Annotated in this window: 19 protein-coding genes; 15 read left to right on the top strand and 4 right to left on the bottom strand. The window is 62.5% G+C overall.

Translation table 11 applies throughout. From position 1 onward, the window contains the following. Positions 1–52 precede the first annotated feature (52 nt). The 4 genes from KXR72_RS16915 (at position 53) to fba (ending at position 3,080) form a co-directional block, all read left to right on the top strand. Entirely contained in the window at positions 53–1,213 is a 1,161-nt protein-coding gene (locus KXR72_RS16915; protein ID WP_437422257.1) for a phosphoglycerate kinase, read from the top strand. 89 nt (positions 1,214–1,302) lie between these two features. Continuing rightward, positions 1,303–1,497 carry a hypothetical protein gene (locus KXR72_RS16910; RefSeq protein WP_437422256.1) on the top strand — a complete coding sequence of 65 codons (195 nt, stop codon included), beginning with the start codon at positions 1,303–1,305 and terminating at the stop codon, positions 1,495–1,497. Positions 1,498–1,525: 28 nt separating this feature from the next. Beyond that, a complete protein-coding gene (locus KXR72_RS16905) occupies positions 1,526–1,861 on the top strand; it encodes an MliC family protein (protein ID WP_437422255.1) in 336 nt (111 codons plus the stop codon). Between the two features lie 154 nt (positions 1,862–2,015). Continuing rightward, entirely contained in the window at positions 2,016–3,080 is a 1,065-nt protein-coding gene (fba, locus tag KXR72_RS16900) for a class II fructose-bisphosphate aldolase (protein ID WP_437422254.1), read from the top strand. A 64-nt stretch (positions 3,081–3,144) separates the two neighbouring features. Here fba and KXR72_RS16895 read toward each other — a convergent pair whose 3' ends face one another. Beyond that, positions 3,145–3,519: a response regulator gene (locus KXR72_RS16895; RefSeq protein ID WP_437422253.1), complete on the bottom strand. Its 375-nt coding sequence runs from the start codon at positions 3,517–3,519 to the stop codon at positions 3,145–3,147. Positions 3,520–3,684: 165 nt separating this feature from the next. On the opposite strand from KXR72_RS16895, the gene KXR72_RS16890 reads away from it, so the two are divergent. The 6 genes from KXR72_RS16890 (at position 3,685) to KXR72_RS16865 (ending at position 8,592) form a co-directional block, all read left to right on the top strand. Then, complete coding sequence (locus tag KXR72_RS16890; RefSeq protein ID WP_437422252.1) at positions 3,685–4,326, top strand: class I SAM-dependent methyltransferase; 642 nt, start codon at positions 3,685–3,687, stop codon at positions 4,324–4,326. Between the two features lie 256 nt (positions 4,327–4,582). Beyond that, the gene (locus KXR72_RS16885) at positions 4,583–4,861 is read left to right on the top strand and encodes a DUF3509 domain-containing protein (protein ID WP_437422251.1); all 279 of its coding nucleotides are present in this window, start codon (positions 4,583–4,585) and stop codon (positions 4,859–4,861) included. Positions 4,862–4,980: 119 nt separating this feature from the next. After that, positions 4,981–5,454, top strand: a complete 474-nt coding sequence (locus tag KXR72_RS16880) for a hemerythrin domain-containing protein (RefSeq protein WP_437422250.1) — start codon at positions 4,981–4,983, stop codon at positions 5,452–5,454. Between the two features lie 208 nt (positions 5,455–5,662). Further along, a complete protein-coding gene (locus tag KXR72_RS16875) occupies positions 5,663–7,867 on the top strand; it encodes a putative bifunctional diguanylate cyclase/phosphodiesterase (RefSeq protein ID WP_437422249.1) in 2,205 nt (734 codons plus the stop codon). A gap of 139 nt (positions 7,868–8,006) precedes the next feature. Then, the gene (locus tag KXR72_RS16870) at positions 8,007–8,348 is read left to right on the top strand and encodes a hypothetical protein (protein ID WP_437422248.1); all 342 of its coding nucleotides are present in this window, start codon (positions 8,007–8,009) and stop codon (positions 8,346–8,348) included. Positions 8,349–8,403: 55 nt separating this feature from the next. Beyond that, complete coding sequence (locus tag KXR72_RS16865; protein WP_437422247.1) at positions 8,404–8,592, top strand: hypothetical protein; 189 nt, start codon at positions 8,404–8,406, stop codon at positions 8,590–8,592. Between the two features lie 28 nt (positions 8,593–8,620). Here KXR72_RS16865 and KXR72_RS16860 read toward each other — a convergent pair whose 3' ends face one another. Further along, complete coding sequence (locus KXR72_RS16860) at positions 8,621–9,805, bottom strand: NAD(P)/FAD-dependent oxidoreductase (protein WP_437422512.1); 1,185 nt, start codon at positions 9,803–9,805, stop codon at positions 8,621–8,623. A 163-nt stretch (positions 9,806–9,968) separates the two neighbouring features. Between KXR72_RS16860 and KXR72_RS16855 the strand changes: the two genes are divergently transcribed. Beyond that, positions 9,969–10,709, top strand: a complete 741-nt coding sequence (locus KXR72_RS16855; RefSeq protein WP_437422246.1) for a substrate-binding periplasmic protein — start codon at positions 9,969–9,971, stop codon at positions 10,707–10,709. Positions 10,710–10,711: 2 nt separating this feature from the next. Here KXR72_RS16855 and yccS read toward each other — a convergent pair whose 3' ends face one another. Beyond that, entirely contained in the window at positions 10,712–12,889 is a 2,178-nt protein-coding gene (gene yccS, locus KXR72_RS16850; RefSeq protein WP_437422245.1) for a YccS family putative transporter, read from the bottom strand. A gap of 196 nt (positions 12,890–13,085) precedes the next feature. On the opposite strand from yccS, the gene KXR72_RS16845 reads away from it, so the two are divergent. Then, positions 13,086–14,564: a PhoX family protein gene (locus tag KXR72_RS16845; RefSeq protein WP_437422244.1), complete on the top strand. Its 1,479-nt coding sequence runs from the start codon at positions 13,086–13,088 to the stop codon at positions 14,562–14,564. 152 nt (positions 14,565–14,716) lie between these two features. Here the strand turns inward: KXR72_RS16845 and dbpA are convergent, their stop codons facing one another. After that, positions 14,717–16,096 carry an ATP-dependent RNA helicase DbpA gene (dbpA, locus tag KXR72_RS16840; protein WP_437422243.1) on the bottom strand — a complete coding sequence of 460 codons (1,380 nt, stop codon included), beginning with the start codon at positions 16,094–16,096 and terminating at the stop codon, positions 14,717–14,719. Positions 16,097–16,241: 145 nt separating this feature from the next. On the opposite strand from dbpA, the gene KXR72_RS16835 reads away from it, so the two are divergent. From KXR72_RS16835 to KXR72_RS16825, 3 genes are all read left to right on the top strand, one after another. Further along, positions 16,242–16,763, top strand: a complete 522-nt coding sequence (locus KXR72_RS16835) for an ATP-dependent zinc protease family protein (RefSeq protein ID WP_437422242.1) — start codon at positions 16,242–16,244, stop codon at positions 16,761–16,763. A 520-nt stretch (positions 16,764–17,283) separates the two neighbouring features. Next, positions 17,284–17,550 carry a DUF4212 domain-containing protein gene (locus tag KXR72_RS16830; RefSeq protein WP_437422241.1) on the top strand — a complete coding sequence of 89 codons (267 nt, stop codon included), beginning with the start codon at positions 17,284–17,286 and terminating at the stop codon, positions 17,548–17,550. Positions 17,551–17,555: 5 nt separating this feature from the next. Next, positions 17,556–19,325: a sodium:solute symporter family protein gene (locus KXR72_RS16825; protein ID WP_437422240.1), complete on the top strand. Its 1,770-nt coding sequence runs from the start codon at positions 17,556–17,558 to the stop codon at positions 19,323–19,325. The last annotated feature ends 68 nt before the right edge of the window (positions 19,326–19,393 follow it).

Genomic DNA, 19,393 nt, shown 5'->3' with positions numbered 1-19,393 from the left:
GCGGTGGTAACCGGCTCGACGTTTCGCCGTTCTTGAACTTAAGGAAGATCACATGACCGTTTTGAAGATGACCGACCTCGACCTCCAGGGTAAGCGCGTGCTGATCCGCGAGGACCTCAACGTGCCGGTCAAGGATGGCGCGGTAAAAAGTGATGCGCGCATCCTGGCCTCGCTGCCGACCATCAAGCTGGCGCTGGAGAAGGGCGCTGCGGTGCTGGTCTGCTCGCACCTCGGCCGCCCGGATGAGGGCGTCTACAGCGAAGAAGATAGCCTCAAGCCGGTCGCTGACTACCTGGCCAAAGCCCTCGGTCGTGAAGTGCCATTGGTCAAAGACTATTTGGACGGCGTCGACGTGAAAGCGGGCGAGCTGGTGCTGCTGGAAAACGTGCGCTTCAACAAGGGCGAAAAGAAAAACACCGACGAGCTGGCGCAGCAGTACGCGGCGCTCTGCGACGTTTTCGTCATGGATGCTTTCGGCACCGCCCACCGCGCCCAGGGCTCGACCCATGGCGTTGCCAAGTTCGCCAAGGTCGCCTGTGCCGGCCCGCTGCTGGCCGCTGAGCTCGACGCGTTGGGCAAGGCGCTGAAGAGCCCGGCCAAGCCCATGGCGGCCATCGTCGCCGGCTCCAAGGTGTCCACCAAGCTGGACGTGCTCAACAGCCTGAGCCAGGTCTGCGATCAACTGATCGTGGGCGGTGGCATCGCCAATACCTTTCTCGCAGCGGCCGGCTTCCCGGTAGGCAAGTCGCTGTATGAAGCCGATCTGGTCGACACCGCCAAGGCCATCGCGGCCAAGGTCAGCGTGCCGTTGCCGGTGGATGTGGTGGTCGCGAAGGCCTTCGCCGAAGATGCCGAAGCCACCGTCAAGGCGGTGGGCGATGTGGCCGACGACGACATGATCCTGGACATCGGCCCGCAGACCGCGGCCAACTTCGCCGAGCTGTTGAAGTCGTCCAAGACCATTCTGTGGAACGGCCCGGTCGGCGTGTTCGAATTCGACCAGTTCGGCAATGGCACCAAGGTCCTGGCGCAGGCCATCGCCGAAAGTCCGGCGTTCTCCATTGCCGGCGGCGGCGACACCCTGGCGGCGATCGACAAGTACGGCGTGGGCGAGCAGATCTCCTATATCTCCACCGGTGGTGGCGCCTTCCTTGAGTTCGTCGAGGGCAAGGTTTTGCCAGCGGTTGAAGTGCTCGAGCAGCGCGCCGGCTGATTTCTAGCCATACAAGCGCAACGGCAAAAGGCAACCCTACGCAGTCGGTGCTGTCTCTGTTCTGTTCAGACAAGGAATGGAGACTCACCATGCGTCACGTCGCGATTGCGGTATGCCTGCTCGGCTTGGCCGGGTGTGCGGGAAACGGTCCGGATTCGGCCTGCGAAGTGTTCGACCCGCCGCCTGCCCAGAGCCCCACGGCGCAGAACGATCAGCGGGTAGAGATGCAAAGCACCGGCGACCCTACCGCTGGCACCACCGCCGACGTACAGGACTGCCCCTGAACCGAGGCGGCCAAGGCAAGGAGAAGCAATGAAAGGCCTGTTCATTCCCATCACAGCTGCCGTGCTGCTTGGCGGTTGTGGCTACTGGCAGTCTGGTCCCGATGCGCCCTTTGTTCGCTGGAAATGCCAGAGCGCGCAGAACATTGCCTGGCGTTATGCCGACGACGGTCGGCAGGTGGTAGACCTGAAGATCGGTAGCAGCGAAGAGGTTCATACCCTGCGCAAGGAACCAGCCACCCGCGGTGCTTTCTATAGCGATGGCGTAGTGGCCTTCCACGACAAAGGTAACGAAGCGCTGGTCTACCGGATCGCCGACGACAAGCTGCTGGCCCACGGCTGCAGCGCTTCGCTGATTACCCTCTGATTGGCGGCCGCTACCCGAACCCTGTTTTTTAGCGGATGGCTTTTACCCCGTTCGCCACTACAATGCCGCGCCACGTTGCGCGGTGTTTGAATACCGCCAGCCGCTGCGGCAGGCTACAGATGATTAATCGACCCTAACCGGGAGAAAGGAAACCATGGCACTCATCAGCATGCGCCAGATGCTCGACCACGCCGCCGAATTCGGCTATGGCGTGCCGGCTTTCAACGTGAACAACCTCGAGCAGATGCGAGCCATCATGGAAGCGGCCGACAAGACCGACTCCCCGGTGATCGTCCAGGCTTCGGCCGGCGCTCGCAAATACGCTGGCGCGCCGTTCCTGCGCCACCTGATCCTCGCCGCGGTGGAAGAATTCCCGCATATCCCTGTCGTTATGCACCAGGACCACGGCACCAGCCCGGACATCTGCCAGCGCTCGATCCAGCTGGGCTTCAGCTCGGTGATGATGGACGGCTCGCTGAAGGAAGACGGCAAGACGCCGTCGGACTACGAATACAACGTCCGCGTGACCCAGCAGACCGTTGCCTTCGCCCACGCCTGTGGTGTGTCGGTAGAAGGCGAACTGGGTTGCCTGGGTTCGCTGGAAACCGGCATGGCCGGCGAAGAAGACGGCGTCGGCGCCGAAGGCACCCTGGATCACAGCCAGCTGCTGACCGATCCGGAAGAGGCGGCCGACTTCGTGAAAAAGACCAAGGTCGATGCCCTGGCGATCGCCATCGGCACCAGCCACGGCGCCTACAAGTTCACCAAGCCGCCGACCGGCGACACCCTGTCGATCCAGCGCATCAAGGAAATCCACCAGCGCATCCCCGATACCCACCTGGTGATGCACGGCTCCTCCTCGGTCCCGCAGGAGTGGCTGAAAATCATCAACGAGTACGGTGGGGACATTAAAGAAACCTACGGCGTGCCGGTCGAAGAGATCGTCGAAGGCATCAAGTACGGCGTGCGCAAGGTCAATATCGACACCGATCTGCGCCTGGCGTCCACCGGCGCGATTCGTGAATTCATGGCCAAGAACCCCAGCGAGTTCGACCCGCGCAAGTACCTGGCGAAGACCGTAACTGCAATGCGCGACATCTGCATCGCGCGTTACGAGGCCTTCGGCACCGCCGGCAATGCCTCGAAGATCAAGCCGATCTCCTTGGAAGGTATGTTCCAGCGTTATGCCAGCGGCGAGCTGGACCCCAAGGTTCGCTGATTCATCGCGCTAACAACGACGAGCCCGCCCTGTGCGGGCTCGTTGCGTTATGGGGATAGGCGGGTCAGGCGAGCAGCTGGCGGATCTGATCGCGCAAGGTGTCGAGCGAAAAGGGCTTGGCCAGGATCGGCGCGGAGAGGGCGATTTCGCTACCCGACTCGTAGATCTCGATCGGGTAGCCGCTGATAAAGATCAGCTTCATGTCCGGACGCAGCTTGAGCGCCGGTTCGGCGATCATCACGCCTGACACGCCGCCGGGCAGCCGGAAGTCGGTCACCAGCAGGTCGAGCTGCGGCTTGGTCGCAAGGATATCGAAGGCTTCGGTGGCGTCTGCCGCTTCCAGCACCTGATAGCCTTCACTGGCGAGGTAATCGGCCAACAGGGCGCGAATGTGGGGCTCGTCTTCAACGAGCAGGACGACTTTGGCAACGTGGCTCATTGGAGCTTTACTCGGCGTGTTTCAGAGGCGGATCGCTGACGATACTACGCGAACCTCTAGGCGAGGGGTTTGAGCTTCCCAGCCCCATGCAAGTTCAGGGTCGTCGACCATCCGTCAATCGCTCGTTGAGAATTGCCAGGCAATGCCGTTTTTGAGGATTGAAACATGCCAGAACCGAGCACCCGGGAAATCACCGAACGTACGCTCGATGACTACCGTGCCAACGCCGACGCGTTTCGCGAGGGCACGCGCGATCACGATGTCAGCCAGAACATCGAGGCGTTATTGCGGCATATCCGTGGCGAGCCACCGTATCGCATTCTCGATCTGGGATGCGGGCCGGGGCGCGACCTGAAGACCTTCACGGCGCTAGGGCACGTTGCGGTCGGGCTCGACGGCGCGGAGCCGTTCGTTCGTATGGCCCGAGAGGCGACCGGTTGCGAAGTGCTTCACCAGCAGTTCCTGGCGCTGGACCTGCCCGCGGCATCGTTCGATGGGATTTTCGCCAACGCGGTCCTGTTCCATGTGCCAAGCCGAGAATTGAGTGCGGTCTTGAGCAACCTGCATGCGGCACTGCGACCTGAGGGCGTGCTCTTCGCCTCGAACCCGCGCGGCGAGAATCAAGAGGGGTGGAGCGGTGCGCGCTACGGTGCCTGGTACGACTGGCCAGCTTGGCAGCGCTGCATGATCGCAGCGGGGTTCATCGAGTTGGAACATTACTACCGGCCCGCCGGCCTACCGCGCGACCAGCAGCCCTGGCTGGCCAGCGTATGGCGAAAGCGAGCGTTGGCTGGCACAGGGCTCTGAAGGGCTCGCGGCGCCGGCCTGGACATCCCATGCCGGATGCTTCAGCCGTTTCGGTTGCGGCCAGCCCGCATCCCAGAGCCTTCGTCAGGGCAAAGCAGAATGCATGCCGTATCCGGCTTCTTCATGCGTTTTGCATGCAAACATATTGCCATTATGTGACGTAAGTCACTGATTTTAGTGGCCTCGGCTATTCGCTCCGGTTGGCACGAACGGTGCTCCAGCACCGTACGCTGGAAACATAACCGGAGTAACAATAATGATTGCCGCTGATAAAGTTCTCGCTGCCGCGTTCCCCGAATTCGAAGTAGTCACCAAGCCCCGCCCGGATGGCGGGTTGTTGCTCACGCTGCGCAACGACGATCGGGACATCATCAGGCGCGCCCTGTCCCGAGGGCAGACGCAGACCAACATCCAGCTCGAATGGGTGGTCAGCTCGATCCGCCGTGACCTCGCCCTCGAAGCCGGCATGTCGCCCGCTATCGCGCGTCTTCAGAGCCAGAGCCGCACCGGCCTGCCCACCTACGATTACGCCTGACTTGCCTGCGAGGCTCACCCGGTGGGCCTCGCATCCGCTTGACGCTGCCGTCGGCAGCAACGCATGCACCAGTCCGTAGAGCCTGGGCAGCACCCCTGATGAATGATGAGGAAGCCCGCATGAATGCCATCGACCTGTTGATCGAAGACCACGAGACCCTCAAAGACATCCTGTCCCGCCTGAGCGACAGCACCGAACGCGCCGTCAAGACGCGTACCGAGCTGCTGCAGAAGCTGGAAATGGAAGTCTCCATCCACACCCAGATCGAAGAACAGATTCTCTACCCGGCCTACAAGGAAGCCGGCGGCAAGGAGGAGCTGCGGATGTTTCACGAGGCCAAGGAAGAGCATCGGACCGTCGATGCGCTGGTCTTGCCTGACCTGAAAGCAACCGATCCGGCGAGCTACGAATTCACGGGCCGCGTGAAAGTGTGCAAGGAGCTGCTCGAACACCACATCGAGGAAGAGGAAGAGGAAATGTTCCCGCAGGCGCGCGAGTTGTTCGACAAGAGCAAGCTCGAAGAGATGGGCCAGCAGATGGCTGAGCTCAAGACCCGCCTGAAGAAAGAGTTCAACGCACGCAACGCGGCGTGAATGCCTGGGCGGGTCTCGCTTGACCCGCCCGATTGTTGCAGTTGCCCCGCCTGATTTCGGCGCTCGCCGACCTCGCTACATCCCGCTGACCTGTATCAATAATCCAGTCCCGCCGTGCTGCCACGCTTAATGGCTTAGTGCTATCTGTTGGTGTCTGGTCACATGGCTGGTCGCCTACAGGCGGTAGCAGCGGTTCGACGGGGTGGCCATGGACAACAAAATAAAGGCGGTGCTCGATCGCATGGGTCTCGATGCCGAGACCATAGAAACGCGCAAGCGCTTTCTGCAATGGAACGAAGCCGACACGCAGCGCCTCAACGGCCACGCAGCGGCGGTTGAACAGGCGCATCAGCAGTTTATCGAGCGGCTATACGAACACATGGGCCGATTCGACGTGCCGGCCGGGTTGCTGTCCGACCCACAGCGCCTGGCTCGTCTCAAGCGCAAGCAGCAGGAGTATTACCATCGGCTTTGGAGTGGGCCCTACGAGCGCAGCTACGTGGACGACCGCCTGCTTGTCGGGCTGGTGCACCAGCGCGTCGGGGTAGACCTCGAATGGTATATGGGCGCCTATCGACTCTACCTAGGCGAAATGGCCGCGTCGCTGATCGGCGACGCGCCCGGGCGTGAAGCGTTCGACAGCCTGCTCAAGGTCGTCTTCTTCGACATGATTCTGGCGATCGACACCTACACCATGGCGCAGCGCAAAACGCTCGAAGACAGCGAGGCGCGGCTGGCGCGAGCCCTGCGCGGCACCGAAGACGGCATCTGGGACTGGCACATCGACGATGACCAGCTCTACCTGTCCGAGCGTTGGACGGCCATGCTCGGTATACCGGCAGCGGCGAAATACACCAGCGATAGCTGGTTCTCTCGCGTCCACCCCGACGACCTGGCCGGCCTGCGGGAGTCCATCAGCGCGCACCTGAATGGCTGGACCAACGCGCTGGCCCACGAATACCGCATCCGCACCCAGTGCGGCGATTACCTCTGGGTGCTGGTGCGCGGCGTGGTCGAGCAATCGGCACGCAGTGGGCGGCGCATGGCTGGCTCGCAGACCAATATCAGCGCGCGCAAGGTCGCCGAGAGCTGCCTGCAGCACGCCGCTCGACATGATTCACTCACCGGCCTGGCCAATCGGCTACACCTGGACGAGCTGCTCAAGGCACTGCAGCAGCGCGGTGGCACCCGGGCATCGGCATTACTGTTCGTCGATCTGGATCGTTTCAAATTGATCAACGACAGCCTTGGCCATCGCGTCGGCGATCAGGTGCTGGTGGAAGTGGCCAAGCGGCTGGCCTGTTGCATTCGCCCGGGCGACCATCTGGCGCGATTCGGCGGCGACGAGTTCGTCGCATTGCTTGGCGACCTGGCCTGCGCAAGCGATGCCGAGCGGGTCGCTCAGCGAATGCTCAACGCCTTGCGTCGCCCTTTGATGATTGGCGAACGCACCCTCTCATTGAGTGCGAGCATTGGCATCGCGCCGCTGCAGCGCGACGGCAAGCCGCTGGACGCTCTGCAGGCTGCGGACCTTGCGCTTTATCGCGCCAAGGGTGCCGGCAAAGACCAGTTCGCGCTCTATCACGACGGTCTGCAGAGCACCGCGCAGCGCCGACTCGAACTGGAAAGCGCCCTGGCCCCCGCGCTCGCACGGGGCGAGTTCGCGCTGCATTACCAGCCGATTTGCCGCATCGTGGACGGTCGGCCATACCTGGCAGGTGTCGAAGCCCTGCTGCGCTGGTGCCATGACGGGCGACTGGTGGGCCCGCAAGAGTTCATCCCGATCCTTGAAGAGTCGCGCGAGATCGTTCGGGTGGGCGAGTGGGTGCTCCGCGAGGCCTGTACACAGGTGCGCCGCTGGCAGGCCGAAGGGCAGCCCGACCTGCACTGCTCGGTCAATTTGTCGACTCGCCAGTTGCAGCAGCCGGACTTCACGCGCCGCCTCGCCCGGGTCTTGGAGGAGACCGGGCTGTCACCGGCCCATCTCGTACTGGAGATCACCGAGACGCTGCTGATGCAGCAGTGCGACGAAATGCTCGCCGCGCTGCATGGCATCGCCGACCTCGGCGTGCGTCTGGCGCTGGACGACTTCGGTACCGGTTATTGCTCGCTCGGCTATCTCAAACGCTTCCCGCTGCACATCCTCAAGGTCGATCGCAGCTTCATCGCCGGCGTCCCGGACGATGCGGACGCTGCGGTGATCAGCCGAGCCATTATCGGCCTCGGCCATAGCCTCGGGTTGACCGTGGTGGCCGAAGGCGTGGAACAGGTCGCGCAGCTCAGGTTTCTTGGCGAGGAGCGTTGCGGCTATGCGCAGGGCTATCTGTTCGCCCAGCCCTGCACCGCCGGCGAGCTGCAGGTGCGCTTCGGATCGCTGAACGAGCGTCGTGGCGTGGAAGAGGTGCTGCCCTAGCCCCGAGGGACCGTCGGGCGGACGGCGCCAGCAGGGCGGGCACTCAAACACTGTCGCACGGTCAACTTTCACAGAGGATCGATCGATCCGAACGCTGCCGGCTCAGACGCCGGCTCGATTATTTCTGTTGGAGGTTTCCATGCGTCTTGCTTACTTGTCTGCCCCTCTTCTAGGCCTGCTACTTGTTGGTTGCGGCCCGGACGAAGAACGTGAGCGTGAGGCGACACCGCCGCAGCCGACCACCGAGCAGCCCGCCGCTCCGGCCACTGGCACCCCGCCAAGCAATTCCGGTACCACCGGCTCCGGCGCCAACGCCAGCCCGGAAACCAGCACCGGTAGCACCACGGGGATCAACGCAGGCACGGAAGCGGCGGGTGATGTGGAGACCGCTCCCGCCGACAACGGCAGTGGCTTAGGCACCCAGTCTGGGGCAGGTACTGCGCCGAACACCACCGGTACCGGAACGGGCGCAGCCCAGTAACCGCTCACCGCATGAGGTGTCGCAGCCGCCGCACCTCAATCCGAGGAGGATTTAGATGACTAAGCGTTTATATGCTGCCGCACTGGCGCTACCCATTGCTGCGGCTCTAGCGGCCTGTTCACCGGACGACGAGCGTTCCGCAATGGAGAACAACGAGCGCAACCAGCAGGAATTCCAGAACACCGCGACCGACCCGGCCGGCCCGCGCGAGGTTTCGCCGCCGTCCAACCTGTCCAACGAATAGGCCGGGCGCTTATTCGGCTTCAGCAGGTTCAGACGTGTTGCGCAGCTGCGTAGCCCGACGCCCATGCCCATTGAAAGTTGAAGCCGCCGAGGTGCCCGGTTACGTCCAGCACCTCGCCTACGAAATACAGCCCAGCCGCTTTTTGCGATTCCATTGTTTTCGACGACACCTCACGTGTGTCCACCCCGCCCAGCGTAACTTCCGCGGTGCGGTAACCCTCCGTGCCTGCCGGCACCAATTGCCAGCAGGCGAGCTGACCGGCAACGGCGTCGAGCTCCGCCTTGGTGTACTGCTTCAGCGGCCGCGACTCAAACCAGTATTCGGCCAGCAGTGTGGCCATCTTGCGCGTGAACAATTCGCCCAGCAGCGTCTTCAGCTCAGTGTTCGGCCGCTCCTGGCGCTGCGAGTCGAGCCAGGTGGGCAGGTCGAGGTGGGGCAGGAGGTTGATTTCCACGGTATCGCCCGGCCGCCAATAGGACGACACCTGCAGGATGGCTGGGCCAGAGAGACCGCGGTGGGTGAAAAGGATGTTCTCGCGAAAGCTCTGACCGTTGCAGCTTACCAGGCAGTCCTCAACGGAGGTCCCGGACAGCGCTTCGCACATGGCTTTGAGCTGCGGTTCGGTGATCGTGAAAGGAACCAGCCCGGCACGGGTCGGCAGCACGTTGTGGCCAAACTGCCGCGCCACCTGATACCCGAAGCCAGTCGCCCCCAACGTCGGGATCGACAATCCACCGGTGGCGATCACCAGCGACTGGCAAGCAACTTCGCCGACGTCGCTCTGCAGATGGAACCCGTCCGCAGCCTGCTCGATGCCGGTCACCGCTGTATCCAGGCGCAGGTCGACATCGGCCTGGCGACACTCATCGAGCAGCATGCCGAGGATGTCGCTGGCCTTGTTGTCGCAGAACAGCTGGCCGAGTTTCTTTTCGTGATACGGGATGCCGTGGCGGCTGACCAGGTCGATGAAGTCCCATTGGGTGTAACGGGCCAGCGCGGACTTGCAGAAGTGCGAGTTGCCGGAAAGGAAATTGGCCGGCTCGGTGTAGAGGTTGGTGAAATTGCAGCGACCGCCGCCGGACATGAGAATTTTCTTGCCGGCCTTGTTCGCGTGGTCGAGCAGCAGCACCCCGCGCCCACGGGCGGCCGCCGTGAACGCGCACATCAGACCTGCCGCGCCCGCGCCTATGATCACCACATCCGTTTGCAACACGGCCACCTCGGTCAGGTCTGGAAAACGCGGCATGGTACTCCGGGCTCAGTACAACTGCAGCAACGGCGCGAGCCGGCTAGCGGATCGACTGCTTCAACGCCGCTTCATGTGCTTTGCTCATGAGAGCGGCCATTTGCCATGAGGTTTCGGCGTGAGGGTAAAAATGCAGGTGCTGTTGCTCATTGCATTGCTGGGCAGCACCTCGGTAACTGCCGAGGTGCTGCGTTTGGCGGGCAATGCCTGGCCGCCGTATACGGATCAGAGGCTGCTTCATTCCGGCCTGTCCGTGGATTTGATCACGACTGCACTGGGGCGGGCCGGTTATGAGGTGCGCTATACCGAAGTGCCATGGGAGCGGGCATTGCGGGGTCTGGAAAGCGGGAGTTACGACCTTATCAATGGGTGGCCGTCCGAAAGCCGCGCTCGTTTCACAGCCGTATCCCGCCCCTTCCTGACCAACCGCATGCGATGGGTACAGCGTGCCGAGGACGACGTCCCGGCGGACGGACTCCACAGCCTGGAGGGCTACGCTATCGCTCTGAACCGCGGCTATGCCTACGGTGAGGAGCTGACCCACAACGCTCGACTGAGCATCGGCTACACCACCAACTTCCTGCAGGCGGCGCGCATGCTCGTGGCGGGCCGCGTGGATTTGACCCTCGAGGATGAACGCACTGCGCAGTTTCATTTCGATCGCGAACTGGCGGATGTCAGCGATCAGCTGAGTTTTCTCCCCGGCGAATATCTCGCGCTGGACCTGTCGCTCGTGGTGCGCAAAAACCATCCATATCAGGCGCAGATCATCGAGGCGTTCAACCATGAGATGGGCGAGATGCTTGAAGACGGCACTTACGCGGCGATTTTCGCTCGCCACGGCCTTCCGGTGCCGGCACAGCTGCCTTGACGCTACGGCGGCGCTTGGCGTAGAAGGTGGGCGACCATACCTCGCAAGGGTGCGAGTTGTCGGCAGATGAGGCCGAGTTGCGTCTGCAACAACCGGTGTGCGTCATCCATCTCTTCCGGCGCTTGCTCCAATTGTTGGGCCAGCGCTTCCTCCGCCTCGCTGTAGACGGCGACCGTCTGGTTCTCCTGCAGCGCCTTCGCCAGTTCATCCAGGCTACCGGCCAGGCGCGCCGCGGCATCCTCGAGCAGCTCGTCGCGGGCATCGTCCGGCAGGCTTTCGCGATGGGCGCCCAGGCCCGAGAGGTAATTGAGCAACGTGTGCGAGAGGATCAGGAACCGGAAGCCGGTTTCGGCCTCCTTCCTAAAATGGCCAGGCTCGAGCAACATGTTCGCCAGTGTGGTCGACAGCGCCGCATCGGCGTTGTGCGCATTACGCCGGGCCAGGCGGTACGCGAGGTCGTCGCGCTTGCCGCTCTCGTACTGCGCCATGATCTGCCGCAGGTAGTCGGCACTGCGGGCGAGCGTGTTCGCCACCACCTGGTTGAGCCGTCGCCCTTGCCAATCCGGCAGGATGAGAAACACCGCTGCGGCGGCGATCAGGCTACCCAATAGCGTATCGATCAGGCGCGGCCAGAACAGGCCATACCCGTCGCCAACCTGATTGAAGCAGAACAGCACCAACAGAGTGATCGCCGCGGTTGCCAAGGTGTAGCGGCTGCTGCGCGTGGCGAAGAACACCACGCCGGCGATCACCGCGAACAGCGCTTGCACTTGCTGGCTGGGGAAGAGATCGAACAGCGCCCAGCCGACGCCCAGCCCAAGTGCCGTTCCGGTAATGCGCTGCACCAGCTTGATCCGCGTCGCGCCGTAGTTCGGCTGGCAGACGAAAACGGTCGTCAGCAGCACCCAGTAGCCCTGTTCCGGGTGGATGGTGTGCAGCACCGCATAGCCAGCCAGCAGGGCGACGCTCATGCGCAGGGCGTGGCGAAACAGCAGTGAGGTGGGCGTCAATTGCAGGCGGATACGGCCGAGCGCGTCGCGCAGCGATTGTGGGTCGCGATCGAGCAGGCTGCTGTCCTGCTCACCTTCGAGCGCATCGGGATTGCTCGCGCTCGCCAGCTGGCGCTGCATGTTGGCGAGGTTGCCGGAAAGCGCACGTAGCGACCGCAGCAGCCCGCGCCAGGCCGGGTTGCTCTGCAAGCGCAGGTGCTCGAGGGAGGCCTCCAGATCCGCCAGCGCCTGGGCATTCGCCTCGCTGTAACGAAAAGGCTGACGCAGCTGGACGGCCCCGGCCAGCTCGGCACAGGCGACGCTTTGCAGGCGCAGCAGGCGGCCGCAGCGAAACAGCACGTCACTGTGAAAGAACGCCTCGGCCAGAGCCTGATAGGGATAGTGCGACGAGCTGACCCGCTCGTGAAGGTCTTGTGCGAGGAAGTACAGCTTCAGGTAGTGGTTGATGCGCACGCCCGGGCGGCCGTTACCCAGGCGGTGCAGCAAGGTTTCCTTCGTCGCGTTCAGCGCACTGACGACACGGCCGTTCTGCCGGGCAAGCTCCAGGCGCCGCTCTTCTACATCCAGCTGGCGCACCGGCTCGAACAGCGCGGCCTTCAACTTGAAGTACTGGCCCAGCTCGCGATAGAGACGGGCCAGGCTGTGCTGCACCGGCTGATGGGCGAAAAGAGCGTTCCAGGCGATCGATAGCAGACCGTACCAGGCTGCCCCAGCGAGCAGCAGCAGCGGATCTCGCCAGGGGTGAAGCACCTCGCCGCCGCGCTGGTCGGCGGCGATCATGCTGTAGATGGAGAGGATGAGCGTTGCCTGCGCGATGGTCGCATAGCGCTCACCGAGCGCGCCCAGCATCACCAGGCAGAACGTGGCCCCAGCCATGGCGGCGGCGAACAGCAAAGGGTAGGGGAACAGCAATTTCACCGACACGGCCGCGATACTGAAGCAGAACAGTGTTACCAGCAGCGCGGACAACCGGCCCAGCCAGCTGTCGTCGGTTTCCGCCAGGGCGCTTGCGATGATCCCCAGGAACAGCGGAATGACCATCGATGGCTCGGCCATATACCAGCTGAGGCCCATGCTCGAGGCGAGCGCGATGGCGACCCGCAGGCTGTAGCCGAACTTGTCCTGTGCCCAGAGGCGCCGCAGGGAGTGGCTGAGCGAGGGTGAACGCATGGGAGGGTCCGGGCGGCTGATGGAGAAACGGATTGGACGCGGTTCAGATGACGGCGTCACGACGAACGCAGCAAAGCTTATACCGACCGTTGGTCCCGTATCACCGGAACGAAACCGCATGTTCATCGAATAGCCGTATTTGACTGGCTTCATTCATGCCGCCCCTCCCACCAAACTTATAAACAGAGGACACCGCATGAACCGTGAACATGATGCCAGCCGCCGCAATCTGCTCAAGGGTGGCGCCGTTGCCGCTGTAGTCGCTACCACCCCGTTCCTCGGTACGTTGCAGGCCTTCGCCGCGCGCAATGCCCAGGGCCGCAACGCTGGCGTCGTGCGCAGCAGCTACGGCCCGCTGCGCCCGACGCGGGACCTGTCTACAGGCCTTCAACTGCTGCAGCTGCCAGACGGTTTCCAGTACAAGAGCTTCTCCTGGACCGGCGACATGATGGAGAACGGCCAACCAGTACCCACCTCTCACGACGGGATGGGGGTCATCGGCGTGCGCCGCGGCGCCAAAGGCCCGGAAATCGTGCTGGTACGCAACCATGAAGCCGGCACCGGCAACCTGATCGAAGCCAACGGCATCTATGACGGTGTCACCTTGTCGAATGGCCAGCGCCCGGCCGGCGGCACTACCAACCTGTATTTCTCTCGCGGCATCGACCAGCCGGTGCGCACCGTGCCCAGCCTGGGTGGCACTCGCACCAATTGTGCGGGTGGCGTCACGCCCTGGGGTACCTGGCTGTCTTGCGAGGAAACCACAGCCGACTACAGCAGCGTGGGTGGTCGTGCGCACGGCTATGTCTTCGAAGTTACCGCTGACCCGGCGCTGACCACCGGCCAGCCGATCGTGCAAATGGGGCGCTTCGCCCACGAAGCGGTCGCCGTCGACCCGCGCAACAGCTATGTTTACCTGACCGAAGATGCCCGCAACCGCGCGGGCTACTACCGCTATATCCCCACCGATGCCAGCCAGCAGCCAGGTTCGCTGGCCGCTGGCGGTATTCTCCAGGCCGCGCGGGTACGCAACCGCGACCTGGTCGACCTGCACGCACCCAGCCAGGGTGACAGCTACCAGCTCGAGTGGGTCGAAATCGCGAACCCGGACCTCGAACCGCAGCCCGAAGGCAGCGGCCCGTTCGCCCAGTCGCGTCGTTCTGGCGGGCTGAGCATGAGCCGCGGCGAAGGCATCTGGTTCAGTGAAGGCAAGCTCTACATCGTCGACACCAGCGCCGGCACCGACGCTCAGGGCCGCGCTGGCTACGGGCGCGGCGCGGTGTGGGTGCATGATCTGGCGACCGATCGCCTGACCTGCATCTTCGCCTCGACCGACGCGGAGATTGCCAATAACCCGGATAACGTCACAGTCAGCCCGCGAGGCGGCGTGCTGCTCTGCGAAGACGGTGGCGGCGTGCAGGATATGTACGGTTTCGGTGAACGACTGCTGGGCCTGACAGACGCGGGCGAGGCCTACATTTTTGCCAAGAACAATGTGGTCTTCGATGACGTCCAGGCCGCTGCGGCGGGCAAGAAGGTCTCCGGTGGCGACTACCGCAACCGCGAATTCTGCGGTGCCTGCTTCGACCCGACCGGGCACTTCCTGTTCGTCAACATCCAGACCCCGGGCATCACCTTCGCGATCTGGGGTCCCTGGGCGCGCGGCTCTCTGTAACCCACGCTTTGGCGAACCGAGCGACAAGGATGTCGTCCGGCTCGCCGCTCGCTTCGATGCCTAGAACGAGGCGAACCGCTCTACGGAACGGGCAATCCGTTTCGCAGCGAGCCTGCACGAGGACCCGGCAGGCTCGTTAATTCTCGACTGACTTAAAGCGTGCGAACTTTCAGCGAGCGTCCCTTGATCTTGCCCGCATTGAGGCGATTCAAAGCCTGCTTGGCGACCGCTCGCTCGACGGCAACGAACGCTTGGAAATCGAAGATCGCAATCTTGCCGACCTGGTTGCCGGGAATTCCCGCATCGCCCGTCAGCGCACCGAGGATGTCGCCGGGCCTCAGCTTGTCCTTGCGGCCGGCGCCGATGCACAGCGTAACCATGGGCGGCTGCAGCGGCTCCCCTGGCTGGGCTTTCAGTTCGCTCAACGGCTGCCAGTTGAGCGGTGCCTTTTGTCGATCCTCGATGGCCTGGGCGCGGTGGGCTTCGGCCGGGGCGACGAGGCTGATAGCGATGCCTTTCTTGCCGGCCCGACCGGTACGCCCCACGCGGTGAATGTGAATCTCTGAATCGCGTGCCAACTCGACGTTGATCACCATATCCAGCGCGTCGATATCGAGGCCCCGGGCGGCCACATCGGTGGCGACCAATACCGAAAGGCTGCGGTTGGCAAACATGGCGAGCACCTGGTCGCGGTCGCGCTGTTCCAGGTCGCCGTTCAATGCCATGGCCGAGATGCCTTTTGCCGTAAGGGCATCAACCAGTTCCTGGCATTGCTGTTTGGTAAAGCAGAAGGCTACGCAGGTCTCCGGGCGGAAGCTCGCAAGGACACGAATGACCGCTTGCATGCGATCCACGGGATCGATTTCGTAGAAGCGCTGCTCGATCTGCGCATCGTCATGCAGGGCTTCGACCTTGACCTGCTGTGGGTCTCGCATGAAGGTCGATGCCAGCTGCTTGATCCCGGCGGGGTAGGTCGCCGAAAACAGCAGTGTCTGCCGCTTGCTTGGGGTCTGCCCGATGATCTCGGCAATGGCGTCATAGAACCCCATGTCGAGCATGCGGTCGGCTTCGTCTAGGACCAGCTTGTTAAGGCCGTCGAGTTTGAGGGAGCCCTTTTTCAAGTGTTCCTGGACGCGCCCCGGTGTGCCGACGATCACGTGGGCGCCGTGTTCCAGCGAGCCGATCTGCGGGCCGATAGAGACGCCGCCGCAAAGGGTGAGAATCTTGATGTTGTCTGCCGCACGTGCCAGCCGGCGCAGTTCCTTGGCGACCTGATCAGCCAGCTCACGCGTCGGGCACAGCACCAGTGCCTGGCAGCCGAAATAGCGCGGGTTGAGCGGCTCCAGCAATGCGATCCCGAAGGCGGCCGTCTTGCCGCTGCCGGTCTTGGCCTGCGCGATGAGGTCCATGCCCTTGAGCATGACCGGCAGGCTTTGCGCCTGAATTGGCGTCATCTCGGCGTAGCCGAGCGCATCCAGATTGGCCAGCGTGGCGGGGCTGAGGGGAAGAGTGGCGAAGGCTGTACTGGGCACGGTCGTGGTCTGCGTAAAAAAGTGACGCGCAGTCTAACAGGCGGGTGGTCTCGAGGCGTGCCGCCTGAACCCCGGCAGCGCGGGCGGAACGGATGGTGGCGACGGTCGGTCCCACGGAAGGTCAATACTGAATCAGGAGGCGATTTTGTCCCGTTTGTTGTTGCTGTTGAGTGCGTTGACCCTTCCCGCCATGGCCGCTGAGCCAACCCTGTTCGGTCGATATGAACAGGTCAAGATCGAAGACCTTGGCAAGACACTCAAGGCCAAGATGGATACCGGCGCGATGACTGCCTCCCTGTCGGCGCGGGACATCGAGCGATTCGAGCGTGATGGCGAAGACTGGGTGAGATTTCGCTTGGCCGTCGAAGGTGCGGACGACACCCTGTTCGAGCACCGGCTGGCACGCATTGCCGAGATCAAGACGCGCGCCGAGGAAAAGGCCGATCCCGATGATGACACCGATGCCGAGCGCGGCCCCGACGTGGCCGAGCGGCCAGTGGTCGAGATGCAGCTATGCATTGGCGATCAGCTACGCGAAGCCGAAGTCAACCTGACCGATCGCAGCCACTTCCGCTACCCGCTGCTGATCGGCGCCACGGCTATCCGAGACCTCGAAGCCGCAATCGATCCCGCCCAGAAATACACCGCGGGCCGCCCCGCCTGCTGAGCTTATTGGCAGTTTGAAACCACTTGCACCTTTGTGCGGGTGGTTCATTGGCTCCAATTAGTCATCGGCCCGCGCGCGCTTATACGTGAATGGTGTTTTACGAAAAAGCATCGTTTAGTTTGAGTGGCTTGTAATTTATTCAAATATTTAGGTGTAAAGTTTAATTGTCACGATATTAAATTAACGTGCTCTGTGAAGTGTTATCCCGAATTGCGTTGCCGCCGCTGATTCGACATGTTTTCTATTTATGGATCATCGACACCTGCGCCTTTTCGAGGCCAGGCCGCTACTGCCTGGCCAACGGTTCGGGGCGTGACCGCCAAGTCGCGCCTGGCTTGGCGTTCCAAGCGCGTTCGGGCCGGCCAAGAAGCGGGCCTTCGCAGGGCTCTGCAAGGCCGCTCGGCATGCGATCCAGAGCGCTTGTCAGACTAAAGTCGGGGCTTACTTTCGAGTGCGCAACCTTGCTAAATTCAGGCTGTGGTTTCCATCACTCTGTAATAACAATAAGACGGAGAACGTCATGGCCGACGGCGACGACAAAACAAATGCTGCTGCGTACTGGAAGGCGAATGTTCGCCTTATCACGTGGAGCCTGGTGGTATGGGCTCTTGTCTCTTATGGCTTCGCCATTCTTCTGCGCCCTTTGCTGGCGGGTATCCCGGTCGGGGGGACTGACCTGGGGTTCTGGTTCGCTCAACAGGGTTCCATCATTACGTTCATTTTGATCATCTTCCACTACGCGTGGCGGCTGAACAAATTGGACAAGGAATTCGGGGTTGAGGAGTAACCAGAATGAGCCAGTATTGGATCAATATGCTGTTCGTGGGCGCCTCGTTCCTGCTCTATATCGGGATCGCGGTCTGGGCTCGCGCTGGATCGACTAAAGAGTTCTACGTCGCCGGTGGTGGCGTTCACCCCGTGACCAACGGGATGGCGACCGCAGCCGACTGGATGTCCGCAGCGTCCTTCATTTCCATGGCCGGTATCATCGCCTCCGGCGGTTATGCCACCTCCGTCTACCTCATGGGCTGGACTGGTGGCTACGTGCTGCTGGCCATGCTGCTTGCGCCTTACCTGCGCAAGTTCGGCAAGTTCACCGTACCGGACTTCATCGGCGACCGTTTCTACAGTCGTGGCGCACGCCTGGTTGCTGTTGTCTGCCTGATCCTGATTTCCGTGACCTACGTAATCGGCCAAATGGCCGGTGCGGGTGTGGCGTTCTCTCGCTTCCTGGAAGTGAGCAATTCCGCCGGTATCTGGATTGCCGCCGCGATCGTGTTCGCCTACGCCGTGTTCGGCGGGATGAAGGGTATCACCTACACCCAGGTGGCTCAGTACATCGTACTGATCATTGCCTACACCATCCCGGCGGTGTTCATCGCCATGCAACTGACCGGCAACCCGATCCCGATGTTCGGCATGTTCGGCACGCACACCGAGTCCGGTATGCCGCTGCTCGAGAAGCTGAACCAGGTTGTCACTGATCTTGGTTTCACGGCCTACACCGCTGACATCGACAACAAGCTGAACATGTTCCTGTTCACCCTGTCGCTGATGATCGGTACCGCTGGTCTGCCGCACGTCATCATCCGCTTCTTCACCGTACCGAAGGTGGCTGACGCCCGTTGGTCTGCCGGCTGGACGCTGATCTTCATCGCCCTGCTGTACCTGACCGCTCCGGCCGTTGCCTCCATGGCGCGCCTGAACCTGGTCCAGACCATTTACCCAGAAGGCCCCACCGCCGAAGCGATCCGCTACGAAGATCGTCCGGAATGGGTGCAGACGTGGGAGCGTACCGGCCTGATCAAGTGGGAAGACAAGAACAGCGATGGTCGGGTGCAGATGTACAACGACACGAACGCTACCTTCACTCCGACCGCTCAAGAGCGTGGCTGGAACGGCAACGAGCTGACCGTGAACAATGACATCATCGTTCTGGCCAACCCGGAAATCGCCAACCTGCCGGGCTGGGTCATCGGTCTGATCGCTGCGGGTGCGATCGCTGCTGCACTGTCCACTGCCGCGGGTCTGCTGTTGGCGATTTCCTCGGCCATCAGTCACGACCTGATCAAGACACTCATCAATCCGAAGATCAGCGAGAAGAATGAAATGCTGGCCGCGCGGATCTCCATGACCGCCGCCATCCTGCTCGCGACATATCTGGGCCTCAACCCACCGGGCTTTGCGGCCCAGGTCGTGGCCCTGGCGTTCGGTCTCGCGGCAGCGAGCCTGTTCCCGGCGCTGATGATGGGTATCTTCTCCAAGCGCGTGAACAGCGCAGGCGCCGTCGCCGGTATGTTGGTCGGTGTGGTGAGTACCGCCGTGTACATCTTCCTGTACCTGGGCTGGTTCTTCATCCCTGGCACCAACAGCCTCGCCAACACGCCGGATCAGTGGTGGATGGGCATCTCCCCGCAGGCCTTCGGTGCCGTGGGCGCCATCCTGAACTTCGCGGTCGCCTACGCCGTCTCGATGGCTACCCAGGCTCCGCCGCAGGAGATTCAGGACCTGGTCGAGAGCGTCCGTACGCCCAAGGGTGCTGGTGCTGCGCTTGATCACTAACTGATAATGCGCCAACCGTCAGGCCTGGCCTGACACCGAAGTAAAGTCGGGCTTCCATCTGGAAGCCC

This window comes from Stutzerimonas chloritidismutans, from assembly GCF_051486945.1.
GTDB classification, from domain to species: domain Bacteria; phylum Pseudomonadota; class Gammaproteobacteria; order Pseudomonadales; family Pseudomonadaceae; genus Stutzerimonas; species Stutzerimonas chloritidismutans_B.
The sequence above is the reverse complement of the archived record's forward strand: the minus strand, read 5'-3'. Positions and strand labels throughout refer to the sequence as shown.

Excerpts from the sequence above, each read along its gene's own strand:
- KXR72_RS16890 (WP_437422252.1), top strand. The coding sequence starts at position 3,685 with ATGCCAGAACCGAGCACCCGGGAAATCACCGAACGTACGCTCGATGAC.
- KXR72_RS16825 (WP_437422240.1), top strand. The coding sequence starts at position 17,556 with ATGAGCCAGTATTGGATCAATATGCTGTTCGTGGGCGCCTCGTTCCTG.
- KXR72_RS16895 (WP_437422253.1), bottom strand. The coding sequence starts at position 3,519 with ATGAGCCACGTTGCCAAAGTCGTCCTGCTCGTTGAAGACGAGCCCCAC.
- KXR72_RS16845 (WP_437422244.1), top strand. The coding sequence starts at position 13,086 with ATGAACCGTGAACATGATGCCAGCCGCCGCAATCTGCTCAAGGGTGGC.
- KXR72_RS16875 (WP_437422249.1), top strand. The coding sequence starts at position 5,663 with ATGGACAACAAAATAAAGGCGGTGCTCGATCGCATGGGTCTCGATGCC.
- KXR72_RS16910 (WP_437422256.1), top strand. The coding sequence starts at position 1,303 with ATGCGTCACGTCGCGATTGCGGTATGCCTGCTCGGCTTGGCCGGGTGT.
- KXR72_RS16870 (WP_437422248.1), top strand. The coding sequence starts at position 8,007 with ATGCGTCTTGCTTACTTGTCTGCCCCTCTTCTAGGCCTGCTACTTGTT.
- KXR72_RS16915 (WP_437422257.1), top strand. The coding sequence starts at position 53 with ATGACCGTTTTGAAGATGACCGACCTCGACCTCCAGGGTAAGCGCGTG.
- KXR72_RS16830 (WP_437422241.1), top strand. The coding sequence starts at position 17,284 with ATGGCCGACGGCGACGACAAAACAAATGCTGCTGCGTACTGGAAGGCG.
- KXR72_RS16855 (WP_437422246.1), top strand. The coding sequence starts at position 9,969 with ATGCAGGTGCTGTTGCTCATTGCATTGCTGGGCAGCACCTCGGTAACT.
- KXR72_RS16880 (WP_437422250.1), top strand. The coding sequence starts at position 4,981 with ATGAATGCCATCGACCTGTTGATCGAAGACCACGAGACCCTCAAAGAC.
- yccS (WP_437422245.1), bottom strand. The coding sequence starts at position 12,889 with ATGCGTTCACCCTCGCTCAGCCACTCCCTGCGGCGCCTCTGGGCACAG.
- fba (WP_437422254.1), top strand. The coding sequence starts at position 2,016 with ATGGCACTCATCAGCATGCGCCAGATGCTCGACCACGCCGCCGAATTC.
- KXR72_RS16885 (WP_437422251.1), top strand. The coding sequence starts at position 4,583 with ATGATTGCCGCTGATAAAGTTCTCGCTGCCGCGTTCCCCGAATTCGAA.
- KXR72_RS16865 (WP_437422247.1), top strand. The coding sequence starts at position 8,404 with ATGACTAAGCGTTTATATGCTGCCGCACTGGCGCTACCCATTGCTGCG.
- KXR72_RS16905 (WP_437422255.1), top strand. The coding sequence starts at position 1,526 with ATGAAAGGCCTGTTCATTCCCATCACAGCTGCCGTGCTGCTTGGCGGT.